This window comes from Phycicoccus sp. 3266 (genome assembly GCF_031456495.1).
Classification (GTDB): domain Bacteria; phylum Actinomycetota; class Actinomycetes; order Actinomycetales; family Dermatophilaceae; genus Pedococcus.
Genome location: NZ_JAVDUW010000003.1, coordinates 659,226 through 676,478, shown reverse-complemented (window position 1 = coordinate 676,478; position 17,253 = coordinate 659,226). Strand labels below are relative to the sequence as shown.

12 protein-coding genes are annotated in these 17,253 nt (G+C 70.8%); 7 read left to right on the top strand and 5 right to left on the bottom strand.

All coding sequences use genetic code 11. The features are described 5' to 3' along the window. Positions 1-28: 28 nt before the first annotated feature. The 3 genes from polA (at position 29) to J2X64_RS17605 (ending at position 6,278) form a co-directional block, all read left to right on the top strand. Positions 29-2,701 (top strand): DNA polymerase I, encoded by a 2,673-nt coding sequence (polA, locus tag J2X64_RS17615; RefSeq protein ID WP_310157259.1) that lies wholly within the window; start codon positions 29-31, stop codon positions 2,699-2,701. 275 nt (positions 2,702-2,976) lie between these two features. After that, complete coding sequence (locus J2X64_RS17610; protein WP_310157257.1) at positions 2,977-3,579, top strand: hypothetical protein; 603 nt, start codon at positions 2,977-2,979, stop codon at positions 3,577-3,579. Next, positions 3,576-6,278, top strand: a complete 2,703-nt coding sequence (locus J2X64_RS17605; protein ID WP_310157255.1) for a hypothetical protein — start codon at positions 3,576-3,578, stop codon at positions 6,276-6,278. Before J2X64_RS17610 ends, J2X64_RS17605 begins: the two co-directional genes overlap by 4 nt. A gap of 68 nt (positions 6,279-6,346) precedes the next feature. Here the strand turns inward: J2X64_RS17605 and J2X64_RS17600 are convergent, their stop codons facing one another. Both J2X64_RS17600 and J2X64_RS17595 read right to left on the bottom strand, forming a co-directional pair. Continuing rightward, positions 6,347-7,858, bottom strand: coding sequence for an MFS transporter (locus tag J2X64_RS17600; RefSeq protein WP_310157254.1), 1,512 nt, complete (start codon positions 7,856-7,858; stop codon positions 6,347-6,349). Between the two features lie 180 nt (positions 7,859-8,038). After that, positions 8,039-8,854, bottom strand: coding sequence for a class I SAM-dependent methyltransferase (locus tag J2X64_RS17595; protein WP_310157252.1), 816 nt, complete (start codon positions 8,852-8,854; stop codon positions 8,039-8,041). Positions 8,855-9,012: 158 nt separating this feature from the next. Between J2X64_RS17595 and rpsA the strand changes: the two genes are divergently transcribed. The 3 genes from rpsA to coaE all read left to right on the top strand — a co-directional run bounded on the left by rpsA (position 9,013) and on the right by coaE (position 12,377). Beyond that, on the top strand, positions 9,013-10,497 hold the full coding sequence (gene rpsA / locus J2X64_RS17590) for a 30S ribosomal protein S1 (protein WP_310157250.1): 1,485 nt from the start codon (positions 9,013-9,015) through the stop codon (positions 10,495-10,497). 174 nt (positions 10,498-10,671) lie between these two features. Further along, complete coding sequence (locus J2X64_RS17585) at positions 10,672-11,139, top strand: PPOX class F420-dependent oxidoreductase (protein ID WP_310157248.1); 468 nt, start codon at positions 10,672-10,674, stop codon at positions 11,137-11,139. A 47-nt stretch (positions 11,140-11,186) separates the two neighbouring features. Further along, positions 11,187-12,377, top strand: a complete 1,191-nt coding sequence (gene coaE, locus J2X64_RS17580) for a dephospho-CoA kinase (protein ID WP_310157246.1) — start codon at positions 11,187-11,189, stop codon at positions 12,375-12,377. Here coaE and J2X64_RS17575 read toward each other — a convergent pair. From J2X64_RS17575 to J2X64_RS17565, 3 genes are read right to left on the bottom strand one after another with little or no spacing between them, the layout of a single operon-like run. Then, positions 12,349-13,566 (bottom strand): MFS transporter, encoded by a 1,218-nt coding sequence (locus tag J2X64_RS17575; RefSeq protein WP_310157245.1) that lies wholly within the window; start codon positions 13,564-13,566, stop codon positions 12,349-12,351. The two genes, coaE and J2X64_RS17575, sit on opposite strands and share 29 nt — an antisense overlap. Before the next feature lie 42 nt (positions 13,567-13,608). Further along, positions 13,609-14,100, bottom strand: a complete 492-nt coding sequence (locus J2X64_RS17570; RefSeq protein WP_310157243.1) for a hypothetical protein — start codon at positions 14,098-14,100, stop codon at positions 13,609-13,611. Between the two features lie 30 nt (positions 14,101-14,130). Beyond that, positions 14,131-14,865: an MFS transporter gene (locus J2X64_RS17565; RefSeq protein WP_310157241.1), complete on the bottom strand. Its 735-nt coding sequence runs from the start codon at positions 14,863-14,865 to the stop codon at positions 14,131-14,133. A 105-nt stretch (positions 14,866-14,970) separates the two neighbouring features. Here J2X64_RS17565 and uvrB point away from each other — a divergent pair, with 105 nt between their 5' ends. Then, positions 14,971-17,079: an excinuclease ABC subunit UvrB gene (uvrB, locus tag J2X64_RS17560; RefSeq protein ID WP_310157237.1), complete on the top strand. Its 2,109-nt coding sequence runs from the start codon at positions 14,971-14,973 to the stop codon at positions 17,077-17,079. The last annotated feature ends 174 nt before the right edge of the window (positions 17,080-17,253 follow it).

Genomic DNA, 17,253 nt, shown 5'->3' with positions numbered 1-17,253 from the left:
GTCGGTCACGGGCCCTAGGCTGCCACGTGTGAGTCGCCTGCTTCTCCTCGACGGTCATTCGCTCGCCTACCGCGCCTTCTTCGCGCTGCCCGCGGAGAACTTCTCCACGAGCACCGGGCAGCACACCAATGCCGTCTACGGCTTCACCTCGATGCTCATCAACGTGCTGCGTGACGAGCAGCCGACGCACGTCGCCGTCGCCTTCGACGTGTCGCGCCAGACGTTCCGCAGCGAGGAGTACGCCGACTACAAGGCGACCCGGTCGGCCACCCCGAGCGAGTTCTCCGGGCAGATCCCGCTGGTGCGCGAGATCCTCGACGCGCTCAAGATCCGGTGGGTCGAGGTCGACGGCTTCGAGGCCGATGACGTCATCGCCACCCTGACCACGCTGGCCACCGAGCAGGGAATGGACGTCGTCATCTGCACCGGTGACCGCGACGCGTTCCAGCTCGTCACCGACAAGGTCACCCTGCTCTACCCCGTCCGCGGTGTCTCCGAGGTGTGGCGGATGGACCCCGCCAAGGTCGAGGAGAAGTACCTCGTCTCGCCCGAGCGGTACAGCGACCTCGCGGCCCTGGTCGGCGAGACCAGCGACAACCTGCCCGGTGTGCCCGGCGTCGGGCCCAAGACCGCCGCCAAGTGGCTCGGCCTCTACGGCGACCTGCAGGGCGTGGTGGCCCACGCCGACGAGATCAAGGGCAAGGCGGGGGAGTCGCTGCGCGACCACCTCAACGACGTGCTGCGCAACCGGCGCCTCAACCAGCTCGTCCGCGACCTGCCGCTGCCCGTCACGATCGACGAGCTCGGGCGCAGGAACTGGGACCGCGAGCTCATCCACACCGTCTTCGACAGCCTCGAGTTCCGCGTCCTGCGCGACCGCCTCTTCGAGTACCTCGAGGCGCCGCAGGAGGAGGCCGACCACGGGTTCGACCTCGAGGGCTCCGTGCTCGCGCCGGAGGAGGTGGCCGGGTGGCTCGAGACGTATGCCGCGCCCGGAGCGCGCGTGGGCCTGCACCTCGTCGGCCACTGGGGTCGCGGGACGGGCGATGCCACGGCCCTGGCGCTGGCCACCGAGGGTGACGCCGCGGCATACCTCGACCTCACGACCCTGGACCCCGAGGGGGAGGCGACCGTCGGCGCCTGGCTGGCCGACCCCGAGCGACCCAAGGTCCTGCACGACGCCAAGGGACCGATGCTCGCGCTGTACGCCCGGGGCTGGGACCTGCAGGGCGTCGCCACCGACACCGCGCTGGCCGCCTACCTCGTGCGGCCGGACCAGCGGTCGTACGACCTGGCCGACCTCGTGCTGCGCCACCTCGGCCGCGAGCTGCGGGCCGAGACCGAGTCGACCGGCCAGGGGCTGCTCGACTTCGGCGACGAGCACCTCGGTGGGGCGCAGGACGCCATGGTCCGCGCCCGCGCGGTGCTCGACCTCGCGGCGGCACTGTCGGAGCAGCTGGACGCCACGGGTGGCGCCTCGCTCCAGCAGGACGTCGAGCTGCCGCTCGAGCGGGTGCTCGCCGGCATGGAGCGCACCGGCATCGCGGCCGACGTCGACACGATGACCGGCCTCGAGGCCGACTTCGCCGCCAAGGTGCGCGAGGCGCAGCAGGACGCGTACGACGCGATCGGCGGCGAGCAGGTCAACCTCGGCTCGCCCAAGCAGCTCCAGGTCGTGCTCTTCGAGACGCTCGGCCTGCCGAAGACGCGGCGCACCAAGACCGGGTACACGACGGACGCCGACGCGCTGACCGACCTCTACGCCAAGACCGAGCACCCGTTCCTCGAGGCGATGCTGCGGCACCGCGACGCCTCCCGGCTGCGGGTCACCGTCGAGGGGCTGCTCAAGTCGGTCGCCGAGGACGGGCGCATCCACACGACGTACCAGCAGACGATCGCGGCGACCGGCCGGCTGTCCTCGACCGACCCGAACCTGCAGAACATCCCGATCCGCACCGAGGAGGGCCGCAGGATCCGCGAGGTGTTCGTCGTCGGCGACGGGTACGAGTCGCTGATGTCGGCCGACTACAGCCAGATCGAGATGCGGATCATGGCCCACCTGTCCGGTGACGAGGGCCTCATCGAGGCGTTCCGGACGGGCGAGGACCTGCACCGGTTCGTCGGGTCGCGGGTGTTCTCGGTCGAGCCGCAGGACGTCACCCTCGAGATGAGGTCCAAGGTCAAGGCGATGTCGTACGGCCTCGCGTACGGGCTGTCGGCGTTCGGGCTGAGCAAGCAGCTGACGATCTCGACCGGCGAGGCCCAGGGCCTGATGGACGAGTACTTCGCCCGGTTCGGCGGCGTGCGCGACTACCTGCGCGACGTGGTGGCCGAGGCGCGGGCGACGGGCTACACCCAGACCATGCTGGGGCGGCGCCGCTACCTGCCCGACCTCACCAGCGACAACCGCCAGCGCCGCGAGATGGCCGAGCGGATGGCGCTCAACGCCCCGATCCAGGGCTCGGCCGCGGACATCATCAAGGTCGCGATGCTCCGCGTGGACCGCGCGCTGGCCGAGGCCGGGGCGAAGTCCCGCCAGCTGCTCCAGGTCCACGACGAGCTCGTCCTCGAGATCGCACCGGGGGAGCGCGACGACGTCGAGGCGCTGGTGCGCCGCGAGATGGGTCATGCGGTCGAGATGGACGTGGCGCTCGACGTCAGCGTCGGGGTCGGCCGCTCCTGGCACGACGCCGCGCACTGAGTCCTCCGTGGGCAGACCCCTCGGCGCAGCGACAGGTCGCCCGACCGCTGCCCGTTGGCGGTGTGGGCTGAGGCCACCTCTGGACTCGGGGCTATTGCGGTGCAAGGCCGTCATGGCGGTCAAAATGGTCAACAACGAACCGAACGGTCGATGCGTTACGGATTCTTCTCTGCGAGTCGCGTCACACGCGTGATTTTTTCGGTGGCCGTACCCCATACTCTCCGGTAACCATGCACCCGCCAACGGACGTCGGGTGCTTTTCCTGTGAGGTGGACATGCGCAGAGGCCTGGTCGTCGGGCTTGTGTTGGCCGTATTCGCGGCCTTGATCATCGGACTCGGACAGCTATTTGGTCTCGACCTGCAGCACGTCGCCCTGCTGGGCGCGGCGCTGGGTGGAGTCCTGGGCCTGGTGCCGCACGAGCCGCCACTAGGGAAGTTGGGAGGCTTCCTCGTTGGCTTCGTCACCGCGTGGATCGGTTTCGCCCTTCGCGCCGCCGTCCTGCCGGATTCCGCCAGCGGGCGGGCGGTGGCTGCGTTCCTCGTCGTCGCCGTCATCGGGGTGGCCTGCGCGGTCAGCGCCGGCAACCTGCCGCTGTGGAGTGGACTCCTCGGCGCCGCGGCGATCGTGGGTGCCTACGAGGAGACCTACACCAACGCTCCCTCGCAGTTCCTCCAGGAGTCGCCCGCGGCAGGCACCACCGTGCTGTTCGCCGTCGCCCTGGGCTATCTCGCGGCCTCCCTCCTGCCTATCGGCGAGAGAGGCGCCCACACCAAGGGTTCATGGGACAGCTGGTTCACCCGCGGCTCGGGCCGTTCGGGTGAGGACAACGTGGACACGGTCGGCATCGACGGCCTCGTGGCAGGAGAGAACAAGTGATCAAGAAGAAGTCTGTGACGCTGGCAGGCGCCGCGTTCTTCGCCGTTCCGGCCGCCGCAATCCTTGCCGCCGGTCCTGCCATGGCGGCGTCGGGCTCGGGCGTCCTGGTGTCCAACACCGAGACGATCCAGGCCTACTTGAACGCGAGTGGCAAGGTCGACGTCGCCCGCGTGTACGAGCAGGTGGCCATGGAGGGCAGGGGCACCGTCAATCTGGCCAACCCGGTCGAGACGAAGGGACTTCGCAACCTCGACGGCTTCGGGGGGTTCGAGGTCAAGGGCGGCCAGATGGTCGGCTCCTACACCGTCGACGGTGAGAAGCGACTGCGCTCCGTGAGTGACTACACCAAGCGCCTCCCGCTGGAGGTAGACGTGAAGTACTTCATGGACGGCAAGCAGGTACAGCCCGGTGATGTGGTTGGCAAGAACGGCAACCTCAAGGTGCAGTACACCGTCCGGAATGTGACCGGCAAGCCACAGGAGGTGTCGTTCAACGACGGGACCGGCAAGACGACCACGGCCACCGCCGATGTGGTGATCCCGATGGTCGGCTCCCTCACGACCGTCCTGCCGTCGAACTTCACCGACGTTCGGTCCGACGAGGCCAACATGGCGGGCGACGGTCACGGCGGGACGAAGATGTCGTTCACGATGACCCTCTTCGGCCCGATCGGGAAGCCTGAAGCCACGTTCGGTTACGAGGCGCGGGTTTCCGATGGGGTGGTGCCGAAGGCGTCCATCTCCGCCCTTCCCGTAAGCCCCTTGGACAGCCCGTCCTTCAAGGGCGGGGCCGAGTCCTACAAGGGTGGCGCGGAAACGGGTGCGACTCTGACGGCCGGGGCCACCGAGATCGACAGCAACCTGCTGAAGCTGCGCGACGGAGCGGGGGACCTGCTTGCCGGTCTGATCAAGCTCCGCGACGGTGCCAACCAGCTCCATGACGGCCTCGCGGGGCAGGCGGCCCCGGGAGCTGCCAAGCTGGCCGCGGGTGCCGGTGACCTCAAGAACGGCACCGGCCAGCTCCGTGACGGCGCGGCCAAGGCCAAGGACGGCTCCTCGCAGGTGGCCGGCGGCGCGACCCAGGTGGCAGGCGGAGCCGCGCAGCTCGACGATGGCGCGGGCCAGCTCCTCGACGGTCTCACCACGGCGGGGCAGAAGGCGCCGCAGCTCCTCGACGGGCTGGCGCAGGTTGCCGACGGGCTGGACCTCCTTGATGCGGGTCTCGTGAAGCTGCACGGGGGCATCGGGGAGCTCCCGACCAAGGCGCAGCCGCTTCACGACGGCATCGCCCAGCTCCGGGCAGGCATCGGCGACAAGGGCCAAGCCAACACGCTCATCGATGGCGTGGACCAGATCCGCGCCGGCTTGGCGGCGGCGACCGCGGACAAGGGCAGTCTCGATCAGCTGAAGGCTGGCGTGGACGCGTCGAAGGCTGGCGTGGACGCGTCGAAGGCGGGCGTCGACAAGTCAAAGATTGGCGTCGACCAGTCCAAGGGCGGCGTCGACCAGTCCAAGGGCGGCGTCGACCAGGTCCTTCAGGGACTGCAGGCGGCGCTCGCACCGGGCGGCGATATCGATCAGGCCAAGGCCGCCATCAACTCGATCAGCGCCACCTGTGGTGTAGGGAACGTCGTGTGTCAGGGGACTGTCGCTGCCGTGGCGAGTGGTGTGGAGGCAAAGCTGCGTAACAGCACGGGCCAGGCGTCCGACGGCCTCACGCAGGTCTCAGGTGGGCTTGGCGCAGTCTCGGGCGGTCTCAGTCAGGTGTCCGGCGGTCTCAGTCAGGTGTCCGGCGGGCTGGGCCAGGTCTCCGACGGGCTTGGCCTGGTTTCTCCGGGGCTGGCTCAGCTGAAGTCGAAGCTCGGTGACGCAGTCGTCGGGCTCGTCAAGGTGGAGTGCGGTCTCAGCAACCAGACGTTGACGGGCCTGTGTGACCCGAAGCGTCCCGGGTTGCTCGAGGGATTGGGCGCTCTTGATGGTGGCGTGACGCTGCTCGTCAACGGCGTTGTCGACCAGGTGCAGAGCGGCGTAGGTGGCGACACGGACACGAAGGAGGACGGCACGCTTAGGGGCGGAGTCCACAGCCTTCAGGGTGGTGTCGACCAGATCGGCGCAGGTGGCGTGACACTTCTGGACGGGCTGTACCAGCTCGGCGGCGGCGCGGCCATGCTCAAGGACGGCACCAGCCAGTTGGCCGGAGGGTCGGCGCAGCTTGCGGACGGCGCCAAGCAGCTCGACTCCGGCCTGGGTGACCTCTCCAGCGGTGCGGGCCAGCTTGACGACGGTGCGGGCCAGCTCAAGGACGGCGCCAACAAGCTCTCGACCGGTCTGGGTGACGCGGCCAACGGGTCGACGCAGCTCGCCGACGGCCTGGACCAGGCCGCTTCGGGTGCTCCCAAGATCAAGGACGGGGCGCAGCAGCTCTCCGACCAGGGCACCAAGAAGCTCATCGAGGCGGGCAAGTCGACGGCCGCCGACTACGGCCAGAAGTACGCCCTGATCGAGGCTGGCGCCAAGCGCGCCAAGGCCGAAGGCATGGCGTACGGAGCCCCGGCTGGCGCCGCCGGCCAGACGGCATACTCGTTCGAGCTGGCGGGCGACGACGGGGAAGGTGGTCGCAACGTGGGTCGCGGCCTCGGTGCGGCCGTTGTCTTCGCTCTGGCAGCCGGTGCCGCCATGCTGAGGCGCCGGGTGGTCTGACCTACCCGCTGCACGACGAAGGGGCCGACCGGGATCATCCCGGTCGGCCCCTTCGTGCGTGTGAGGACTCAGGCGGGGGAGGCCCCGGTCACCGGACGTCCGCTGCCCTCGCGCACCCCGTCCTTGTCGCCGGCGTCCTCGGCCGTGAGCGGCTGGGCGATGCTCTCCAGCGACTGCCCCTCGGCCTTCACCCCGAGGAACGCCTCGACCAACCCGGCGACGATCATCAGCGCCGCGCCCAGGAAGTAGCCGAACGCGAGCCCGGTGATGTCCTTGGACTCCGACGCGTCGTCGATCAGCTTGCCGAACAGCAGCGGGCCGCTGATGCCGCCGACCGCAGTGCCGATCGCGTAGAAGAACGCGATGCACAGCGCCCGCGTCTCCAGCGGGAACACCTCGCTGGCAGTGAGGTATGCCGCGCTGGCGCCGGCCGAGGCGAAGAAGAACGTCACGACGCCGAAGACGGTCAGGGTCGTCGCGTTGAGGCCGCCGAGCATCATGCCGGCGATCCCGAGCAGCACGCCGGACACGATGTACGTGCCGGTGATCATGCGAACCCGGCCGACCCGGTCGAACAGCGGGCTGAGCAGCAGCGCGCCCAGGAAGTTGCTGACCGCGAAGACCGCGAGGTACCAGCCGGTCTGCTTCACGCCGAAGAACGTGGTGAGGGTGTCGCCGTAGGTGAAGAAGAAGGCGTTGTAGAGGAACGCCTGCCCGACGAACAGCGAGAAGCACAGGATCGTCCGCTTGGGGTAGAGCGTGAACACCGTCTTGGCGATCTCCGGGATCGAGATCGTCCGGCGCTGCCGGATGGTGATCGGCTCCTCCGTCGGCTCGGGCAACGAGCCACCCGTCTCCTCGGAGACCGTGCGCTCGATGTCCTTGACGATCCGCTCGCCCTCCTCGTCGCGGCCGTGGATGAACAGCCAGCGCGGGCTCTCCGGCACGTTGCGCCGCACGAAGAGGATGCCGACCGCCAGGACGGCGCCGATGCCGAACGCCAGACGCCAGCCGATCGCCGGGTCGACGACCTTCGGGTCGAGCAGCGGGATGGTCAGCAGGGAGCCGAGCGCGGCGCCGACCCAGAACGAGCCGTTGATCGCGACGTCGACGCGACCGCGGTAGTCCTTCGGGATGAGCTCGTCGATCGCCGAGTTGATCGCGGCGTACTCGCCTCCGATGCCCATGCCGGTGACGAACCGGGCGGCGAAGTACCAGAGCGGGTTGGGGGCGAACGCCGTCGCCACCGTCGCGATCGTGTAGATGCCCAGCGTCAGCAGGAACAGCTTCTTGCGGCCGAAGCGGTCCGTGAGCTGGCCGAACAGCAGCGCGCCGAGGCAGGCGCCCGCGACGTACACGGCACCGGCGAGGCCGATGTCCGAGCTGCTGAGGCCGAGACCGGTGCTGGCCGGCTTCAGCGCGTCCGACATCGAGCCGACGATGGTGACCTCGATGCCGTCCAGGATCCAGACGGTGCCGAGGCCGATGACGACCAGCCAGTGCCAACGGGCCCAGGGCAGGCGGTCCATGCGGGCCGGGATGTCGGTGGTGATGCGTCCTGTTTCGACGTCTGACGCCACGGTTCTCCTCCTCCTCGAGTGAGCGGTGGCACGCGCTCCCTCGGGGTCGGGGGTCTCCGCGGCAACCGCGACCACGCTAGGGCCGGAGGCGCAAACCTGCAGGTTGAGGTCGTTTCGGGCACCCGAGGCGGCCGCGCGAGGCGGCCGAGAAGGCCCGCCGCGCGGAGGGCGCGACCGGTCTCAGCCCCGGACGCAGGCGAAGATCGCGGTGCCCGGGAAGAGCCGCCCGCGGGTGGGCGACCAGCCACCCCAGGCCTGGGTGTTGCGCTCGGGCCACTCGGGCTCCACGAGGTCCACGAGGACCAGCCCCGCTGCCACGAGCTCGCGCACCCGGTCACCGACCGTCCGGTGGTGCTCGACGTAGGTCGCCTCGCCGTCGGAGTCCGCCTCGACGTACGGCGTCCGGTCGAAGTACGACTGCGTGACGGTCAGCCCGTGCTCGCTCGGGTCGTCGGGGAACGCCCACCGGAACGGGTGGGTGGTCGAGAAGACGAAGCGGCCCCCCGGGCGCAGCACGCGGGCCGCCTCCCGCATCAGCGCCGCCGTGTCCGCGACGAAGGGCACCGCCCCGTATGCCGTGAACACGACGTCGAAGCTGCCCTCGCCGAACGGCAGGGCCACCGCGTCGCACTGCAGCAGCGGCACCGGCCGGGCCGGGGGAGCGGCCCGCCGGTTGAGGGCGACCCCCTGGCGCAGCATCCCGGCGGACAGGTCCGTCGCGACCACGGAGGCACCGCGACCTGCGACCCAGCGGGAGCACTGACCGGCGCCGGCCCCGATCTCCAGCACCCGCCGGCCCTCCAGCGGGCCGAGCAGCCCCAGCTCCGACTCGCGCCAGCCCTCCGGTCCCCAGACGAACTCGGAGTCGCCGAGGAAGGCCCCGTGCTCGGCGTAGTACTCGCCGGCCTCGGCGTCCCACCAGGACCGGTTCGCCGTCGCGGTCTCGTCCGGGCCCGCCGTCCGGCGGCTGACCTGCGCAAACTCGCTCAACGGCATACCCCTCGCGTTTTTGACCCCCGCCGGACGCCGCCGGTAAGGTGGAGCAGCACATCCGTGTGCTCGCTTCGTCGTGTCCGTGCCCCAGGGCACGGGGCGACCCGCGGGTCGCACAACCACACCTTCTATTTCCTGCCCATCATCGGAGTTCCTACTACATGACTGCCAGCACGGTCGAGAAGACCGCCCCTCAGATCGCCATCAACGACATTGGCTCTGAGGAAGACCTCCTTGCCGCGATCGACGCGACCATCAAGGACTTCAACGACGGCGACATCGTCGAGGGTCGCATCGTCAAGGTCGACCGGGACGAGGTCCTGCTCGACATCGGCTACAAGACCGAGGGCGTCATCCCCTCGCGTGAGCTGTCGATCAAGCACGACGTCGACCCGTCCGAGGTCGTCTCCGTCGGCGACGAGGTCGAGGCCCTGGTCCTCCAGAAGGAGGACAAGGAGGGTCGCCTGATCCTGTCCAAGAAGCGCGCCCAGTACGAGCGCGCCTGGGGCACGATCGAGAAGATCAAGGAGGAGGACGGCGTCGTCACCGGCACCGTCATCGAGGTCGTCAAGGGTGGCCTCATCCTCGACATCGGCCTGCGCGGCTTCCTCCCGGCCTCGCTCGTGGAGATGCGTCGCGTCCGCGACCTCCAGCCGTACGTCGGCAAGGAGATCGAGGCCAAGATCATCGAGCTCGACAAGAACCGCAACAACGTGGTCCTGTCGCGCCGTGCCTGGCTCGAGCAGACCCAGTCCGAGGTCCGCACGACCTTCCTCAAGGAGCTCCAGAAGGGGCAGGTCCGCTCCGGCGTCGTGTCCTCGATCGTCAACTTCGGTGCGTTCGTGGACCTCGGCGGGGTCGACGGCCTCGTCCACGTCTCCGAGCTGTCCTGGAAGCACATCGACCACCCGTCCGAGGTCGTTGAGGTGGGCCAGGAGGTCACCGTCGAGGTCCTCGACGTCGACATGGACCGCGAGCGTGTCTCCCTGTCGCTCAAGGCGACGCAGGAGGACCCGTGGCAGCACTTCGCCCGGACCCACGCGATCGGCCAGGTCGTCCCGGGCAAGGTCACCAAGCTCGTCCCGTTCGGTGCGTTCGTGCGCGTCGACGACGGCATCGAGGGCCTGGTCCACATCTCCGAGCTGGCCGAGCGCCACGTGGAGCTGCCGGAGCAGGTCGTCCAGGTCGGGGCCGACATCTTCGTCAAGGTCATCGACATCGACCTCGAGCGTCGCCGCATCTCGCTGTCGCTGAAGCAGGCGAACGACGAGAGCGCCCCGGTGTCCGAGTTCGACCCGACGCTGTACGGCATGGCCGCCGAGTACGACGAGCAGGGGAACTACAAGTACCCCGAGGGCTTCGACCCGGAGACCAACGAGTGGCTCGAGGGCTACGAGGCCCAGCGCGAGAAGTGGGAGAAGCAGTACGCCGAGGCCCACGCCCGCTGGGAGGCCCACAAGGCCCAGGTCGAGCAGGCCGCGAAGGACGACGCAGAGGCCGCTTCCAGCGCGGGCACCTCGACGTCCTACTCCTCCGGTGGCAGCAGCAGCTCGGACTCGGGCACGTCGTCGTCCTCGTCCTCCGAGGGCACGCTGGCCTCCGACGAGGCGCTGGCCGCTCTGCGCGAGAAGCTCACCGGCAACTGACCCGGTCGGCACGCACCGCGTGCCACCACGGTCGACACCACGAGGCCCGGTCCCCACGAGGGGGCCGGGCCTCGTGCCGTGCCCGGGGAGCGTGGTCAGGACGGCCCGTGGTCGGGACGGCGCGTGACCCGGCGCCGCGGGTGCGCGATCGGGCTGACGTGTTTGGATGGCGGTATGCCACGCACCATCGCCACGAACACGAAGGTCGACCTCGACGGGCTGCTGGAGTTCGTCCGCCCCCGCCACCACATGGTGCTCATGACCGAGCGGTCCGACGGACGCCCCCAGGCGTCGCCGGTCACGGGGGGCGTGGACGACAGCGGGCGGATCGTCATCTCGACCTACCCCGAGCGCGCCAAGACCACCAACGCCCGTCATCGACCGCACGTGAGCGTGATGGTCCTGTCCGACGACTTCGGCGGTGCCTGGGTGCAGGTCGACGGCGACTGCGAGGTGCTCGACGTGCCCGACTCGGTGGAGCCGCTCGTGGAGTACTTCCGCAACATCTCCGGCGAGCACCCCGACTGGGACGAGTACCGCCAGGCGATGCTCGACCAGGGCAAGTCCATCCTGCGCATCACGCCGACGCGCTGGGGACCGATCGCCACCGGCGGTTTCCCGGCCCGGCTGGCCGACGACTGAGGCAAGGCCTGCCCGGTCGAGCCGGAGCCGGCGACTAGGGTGTCCTCATGCTGAGGGTGGGGTTGACGGGCGGGATCGGCTCCGGCAAATCCACTGTCGCGCAACGGTTCTCCGCCCTGGGCGCCGTCGTCGTCGACGCAGACGTCCTGGCGCGCGAGGTGGTCGCACCCGGCAGCGAGGGGCTCGGGCTCGTCTCCGGACGGTTCGGTGACCGCGTCCTGGCACCCGACGGGGGCCTGAACCGCGCGGCGCTGGGGGCGATCGTGTTCGCCGACCCGTCGGCCCGCCGTGCCCTCGAGGAGATCACCCACCCGCTCATCGCGCGCCGCACGGGAGAGCTGTTCGCAGCAGCCCCCACGGACGCGGTCGTCGTGCACGACGTCCCCCTGCTCGTGGAGAAGCACATGGGGCCCGGCTACCACCTCGTCGTGGTCGTCGACGCCGACGAGCAGGTCCGGCTCGACCGGCTCGTGCAGACCCGCGGCATGGACGTCGAGGACGCCCGTCGGCGGATCGCCGCCCAGGCGTCCGAGCAGGAGCGTCGAGCCGCCGCCGACGTGTGGCTGGACAACGGCGGGAGCCAGCCGGAGCTCGAGGCCGCCGTCGACCGGCTCTGGCACGACAGGCTGGTCCCGTTCGAGCGCAACGTGCGCACGGGCGTCCGTGCGGCCCGCTCCGACGACCTCCGCCTCGTGCCGCCCGACCCGTCCTGGCCCGTCCAGGCCGAGCGGCTCCTGGAGCGGCTGCGGCTCGCGTTCGGGGATGCGCTCGTCACCGCCGACCACGTCGGCAGCACCGCCGTGCCCGGGCTCCTGGCCAAGGACGTCATCGACCTCCAGGTGGGTGTCGCCTCGCTGGAGGCCGCCGACGACCCGGAGCTCGTCCGGCGGTTGCGGGACGCCGGCTTCCCCCGCACCGGGCCGGTCGCCTTCGACAACGCCAAGGACGGGTCGGCCTGGGAGAAGCGGTTCCACGCCGGCGCCGACCCCGGACGTCTCGCCCACGTGCACGTCCGCGAGGTCGGCAGCCCCGGGTGGCGGTGGGCCCTCGCCTTCCGCGACTGGATGCGCTCCGACCCTGCCGCGCGCGAGGAGTATGCCGCGGAGAAGCAGCGCCTCGCGGCGACCGGGCTCGACGTCGACGCCTACGCCGACGCCAAGGAGCCGTGGTTCGACGCCGTGCACGCCAGGGTCGAGGAGTGGGTGCGGGTCAGCGGCTGGGAGCCGGCGAGCGGCTGACCCGCGCGCCCGGCAGGGGCGCCTCGGACCGGACCGGGACGAGGGGGAGGGCCACGGCGGCGAACGCCGCGGCACCGGCGAAGGCGGCGGCATACCCGAGCTGCTCCACCAGCGCGCCCGCGAGGGGCGGCACGAGGGAGGCGGTCAGGAACTGCCCGGTGTTCTGGATGCCGAGGGCGCGCCCGGACCAGAACGGCCCGGCCCGCTCTGCCACGGCGGTGAAGGCCAACCCGTTGTCGGCGACGGTCACGGTCGACGCGACGAGGAGCAGGAACGCCGCCACGGCCCACCCCGCGGCTGCGGTGGCGCCGAGGGCCAGCATGGCCACCACGACGGAGACGGCGACCCAGCGCAGGGGCCGCATCCTGCTGCCGACCCGGTCGGACCAGGCGCCTGCGGCGATGCGGCCGAGGGCGCCGGCCACCTGGGTCACCGCGACGAGGACTCCCGCCGAGCCCGCCGACCAGCCGCGGTCGTCGACGAGCCACGCCAGCCCGAAGGTCCAGACGAGGAACTGCGGCACCACCAGCAGCATCGAGACGCCGTGCACCCGGGCCAGCGTGCGGTCGCCGCGGTAGGGGCTCGCGGTGTGCTCCACGGTCCGCGCCGGCCGCGGCGGGTCGAGGACCACGAGGGCGACGGCCGTGAGCGCGAGGACGGCCGCGACGGCGGGCACGAGGAGCGCTGCCCGGACGCCGTGGGCGTCGGCGAGCGGCGCCATCGTGACCGCTGCGACCCCGACGCCGAGCGGCTGGGCCATCTGCCGGATCCCCATGGCGAGGCCGCGTCGCTGCACCGGGAACCAGCCGACCACCACCCGGCCGCTGGCCGCGTTCGCGGCACCGGCCGCCGCCCCGGCGAGCACCAGCCACGCCGACCACCACACGACGCCCGAGCCCCAGGCCGCCGCGACGGAGCAGGCGCCGGCCGCTGCGAGCCCCGAGAGCAGGGCGAGGCGCTCGCCGCGACGGTCCACGAGCAGGCCCCAGGCGACGAGGGAGAGCATCACGCCGATGGTGGGGGCGGCAGCGACGAGGCCGGCGGCGGGCAGGGACAGGCCGCCGCGCCGGTGCAGCACCGGGATGAGGAACGCCGGGCCGTGGAGGGCTACCGCACCTGCCGCCTGCGCCGCCGTGCTGGCCGCCAGCATGCCCCAGCGGCGGGCCGTGCCGACGGTCGCGAGCTCCACCCGGCCAGTCAACGCCGGGCGATCCGGGGGCGCAGCGACGTCTCAGCCCGTGGCGGACAGCGCGCCGTAGCGCTCGCGCGTCCGCTGCGCCCAGGCGGTCGCGGGCCGCAGCGCCAGCGCCGCGCCGAGGACCAGCGCGGCCGGCACCAGCCACCCTGGCCAGCCCCACTCGATGCACAGGAGGGTGATCAGCGTGGGCGCGACGACGTTCGACAGCGAGAACCCGAGCCCGGCGAAGCCCTGGTACTGGCCCTGCCGCTCCTGCGGGGCAAGGCCCATCTGCACGCCCCACTGGCCGCCGCTGGAGCGCATCTCTCCCACGACGTGCACGGCGGAACCGACGACGAGGACCGCTGCCGCGCCGACCGGTCCCAGCCAGCCCGACGTGGCGATGACGGCGAAGCCGAGGGCGATCCAGACTGCGCCGTGGACCATCGCCCTGGCCGACTCTGTCACGCCGTCGACCCCGCGCGTCATGCGCACCTGGAACAGCGTCACGGCCACGGTGTTGAGGACCAGCAGGACGGCGACCATGGCGGTGGGGGCACTGGTGTGCTGGCTGATTCACAGCGGGATGCCGACCTCCATCACCACGAAGTGCATCGCGACCACGCCGGTCAGCAGCGTGACGACGACGTAGGGCGTGTCGCGCAGCACCGCGAGCCGGGGCTCGCCCGCGCCGTGTGCCGGGGCTGGTGGCAGGTGGGGGAGGCGCAGGCTGACCAGGCCGGCGACGATGCCGGTGACGCCGTCGATCGCGAAGACGGCCAGGTACGCCCACGGCCGGTCGATCCACAGCGCGATGCCGCCCAGGGCGGCCCCGAGCGAGATGGCCAGGTTGGTGACCGCCCGCAGGTACGCCTTGAAGGCGACGCCGGAGCCACCGACGGCGATCCGGCCGATGTAGCCGTTGCGGACGGCTCCGCCGCCGTTCTGCAGGGCGTTGACGACGGCGAGGACGGCCGTGAGGGCCCAGAAGTCGCGCACGACCAGGAAGAGCAGCCCCACCGCACCGAACGCCGCGGTCAGCAACGACATCACCTCGCGGGGGCCCCGGACGTCGCCGAGGTGGCCGAGGGGGACCTGCGCCACCATGCCGACGACGGCGGCGATCGAGAGCGCCAAGCCGACCTGGGCGGCGGCGAGGCCCACCTCCCGGGTGAAGTACAGGGCGAAGGTGGTCAGGGTCGCACCGGCGCCGGCCCGGTTGACGAAGGTGCCGAGGGCGAGCACGCGCAGGCGGGGGTCGACCGGTATGCCGCGGCGGGTGAGCGGTGGCGTCGTCGCCGGGGCTGGCACGGAGGACCTCCGGGGTGCAGGGGAGCGGGGCGGGCACACGCTAGCGCGGGGGTGGGACATCCCCGCGCCGGGCGCGGTGTCGGTGGCACGGCATACGGTGGATCCATGCGTCCCACGACCGACCTGCAGCGCACGGTGGCCCCGTTCGAGGTCGTCTCCGAGTTCCAGCCCGCCGGTGACCAGCCCGCCGCCATCGCCGACCTGTCCCGTCGGATCAAGGCGGGGGAGAAGGACACCGTCCTGCTCGGCGCGACCGGCACGGGCAAGTCCGCGACCACGGCCTGGCTGATCGAGCAGGTGCAGCGGCCCACCCTCGTGATGGCGCCGAACAAGACGCTGGCCGCGCAGCTCGCCAACGAGTTCCGCGAGCTGCTGCCGCACAACGCGGTCGAGTACTTCGTCTCGTACTACGACTACTACCAGCCCGAGGCGTACATCCCGCAGACGGACACCTACATCGAGAAGGACTCCTCGATCAACGACGAGGTGGAGCGGCTGCGGCACAGCGCGACGAACTCGCTGCTCACCCGACGCGACGTCGTCGTGGTCGCGTCCGTGTCCTGCATCTACGGCCTCGGCACCCCGCAGGAGTACGTCGACCGGATGGCCCGGCTCAAGGTCGGGCAGCAGGTCGACCGCGACGACCTGCTGCGGCGGTTCGTGCAGATGCAGTACACCCGCAACGACCTCGCCTTCACCCGCGGGACGTTCCGCGTGCGGGGTGACACCGTCGAGATCATCCCGGTCTACGAGGAGCTCGCGGTGCGCATCGAGTTCTTCGGCGACGAGATCGAGCGGATCTACACGCTGCACCCGATCAGCGGTGAGGTGATGCGCGAGGAGGAGGAGATGTACGTCTTCCCCGCCACCCACTACGTCGCCGGTCCGGAGCGCATGGAGCGGGCGATCCGCGGCATCGAGCTCGAGCTGGCGGACCGCCTCGCCGAGCTGGAGAAGCAGAACAAGCTGCTCGAGGCCCAGCGCCTGCGCATGCGCACGACGTACGACATCGAGATGATGCGCCAGGTCGGCTCGTGCTCCGGCATCGAGAACTACTCGATGCACATCGACGGCCGCGCCCGGGGCACCGCGCCCAACACCCTGCTCGACTACTTCCCCGAGGACTTCCTGCTCGTCATCGACGAGTCGCACGTGACCGTCCCGCAGATCGGCGCCATGTACGAGGGCGACATGTCGCGCAAGCGGATGCTCGTCGACCACGGGTTCCGGCTGCCCTCCGCGATGGACAACCGGCCGCTGAAGTGGGAGGAGTTCCTCGACCGGATCGGCCAGACCGTCTACCTGTCGGCGACGCCCGGTCCCTACGAGCTGGCCCAGGCGACGGGTGTCGTCGAGCAGATCATCCGCCCGACCGGCCTCATCGACCCCGAGGTCATCCTCAAGCCCACCAAGGGCCAGATCGACGACCTGCTGCACGAGATCGGCGAGCGCACGAAGAAGAACGAGCGCGTCCTCGTGACGACCCTGACCAAGAAGATGGCCGAGGACCTCACCGACTACCTGCTCGACAAGGGGGTGCGCGTCCGGTACCTGCACAGCGAGGTCGACACGCTGCGCCGGGTCGAGCTCCTGCGCGAGCTGCGCATGGGCGAGTACGACGTGCTGGTCGGCATCAACCTGCTCCGTGAGGGCCTCGACCTGCCCGAGGTGTCGCTCGTGAGCATCCTCGACGCCGACAAGGAGGGCTTCCTGCGCTCCGCCCGGTCGCTCATCCAGACCATCGGCCGCGCGGCCCGCAACGTCTCCGGCCAGGTCCACATGTACGCCGACTCGGTCACCCCCTCGATGCAGGAGGCGATCGAGGAGACCCAGCGCCGCCGCGAGAAGCAGATCGCCTACAACAAGGAGGCCGGGGTCGACCCCCAGCCGCTGCGCAAGAAGATCGCCGACATCACCGACCTCATCCAGCGCGAGGACGCCGACACCGAGGCACTCATCGGGTCCGGTCGCACCCAGTCGCGGGGCAAGACCGGACAGCGCGGCGGGCGCGGCACGGTCCAGGCCGACGCCGGGGTCGCGGCGGACCGGCTGCGCGGCATGCCGGCCAACGACCTGGCCAACCTCATCCAGGAGCTGTCGACGCAGATGCACCAGGCGGCCGCCGACCTGCACTTCGAGCTGGCTGCCCGCCTGCGCGACGAGATCGGCGACCTCAAGAAGGAGCTGCGCCAGATGTCCGAGGCGACGAAGTGAGAGCGGCCGGAGCCTGACGCGGGCCTGACGCGGGCCCGACGCGCCTTCGGGGAGGAGGCCGCGTGCTGGACCCGATTTGGGGACGTCCGCGGCGGTCTGGGAGACTGGTCAGGCTATTCGGAGGGGAGTATCCCCATCGCGGTGTCCTCGTCATCACGGCTTGCAGCCCGGGGC

What these genes read in the sequence shown, in the direction of transcription:
- J2X64_RS17610 (WP_310157257.1), top strand. Translation starts at nt 2,977, where the DNA reads ATGCGCAGAGGCCTGGTCGTCGGGCTTGTGTTGGCCGTATTCGCGGCC.
- J2X64_RS17595 (WP_310157252.1), bottom strand. Translation starts at nt 8,854, where the DNA reads ATGCCGTTGAGCGAGTTTGCGCAGGTCAGCCGCCGGACGGCGGGCCCG.
- rpsA (WP_310157250.1), top strand. Translation starts at nt 9,013, where the DNA reads ATGACTGCCAGCACGGTCGAGAAGACCGCCCCTCAGATCGCCATCAAC.
- J2X64_RS17585 (WP_310157248.1), top strand. Translation starts at nt 10,672, where the DNA reads ATGCCACGCACCATCGCCACGAACACGAAGGTCGACCTCGACGGGCTG.
- coaE (WP_310157246.1), top strand. Translation starts at nt 11,187, where the DNA reads ATGCTGAGGGTGGGGTTGACGGGCGGGATCGGCTCCGGCAAATCCACT.
- J2X64_RS17570 (WP_310157243.1), bottom strand. Translation starts at nt 14,100, where the DNA reads ATGGTCGCCGTCCTGCTGGTCCTCAACACCGTGGCCGTGACGCTGTTC.
- uvrB (WP_310157237.1), top strand. Translation starts at nt 14,971, where the DNA reads ATGCGTCCCACGACCGACCTGCAGCGCACGGTGGCCCCGTTCGAGGTC.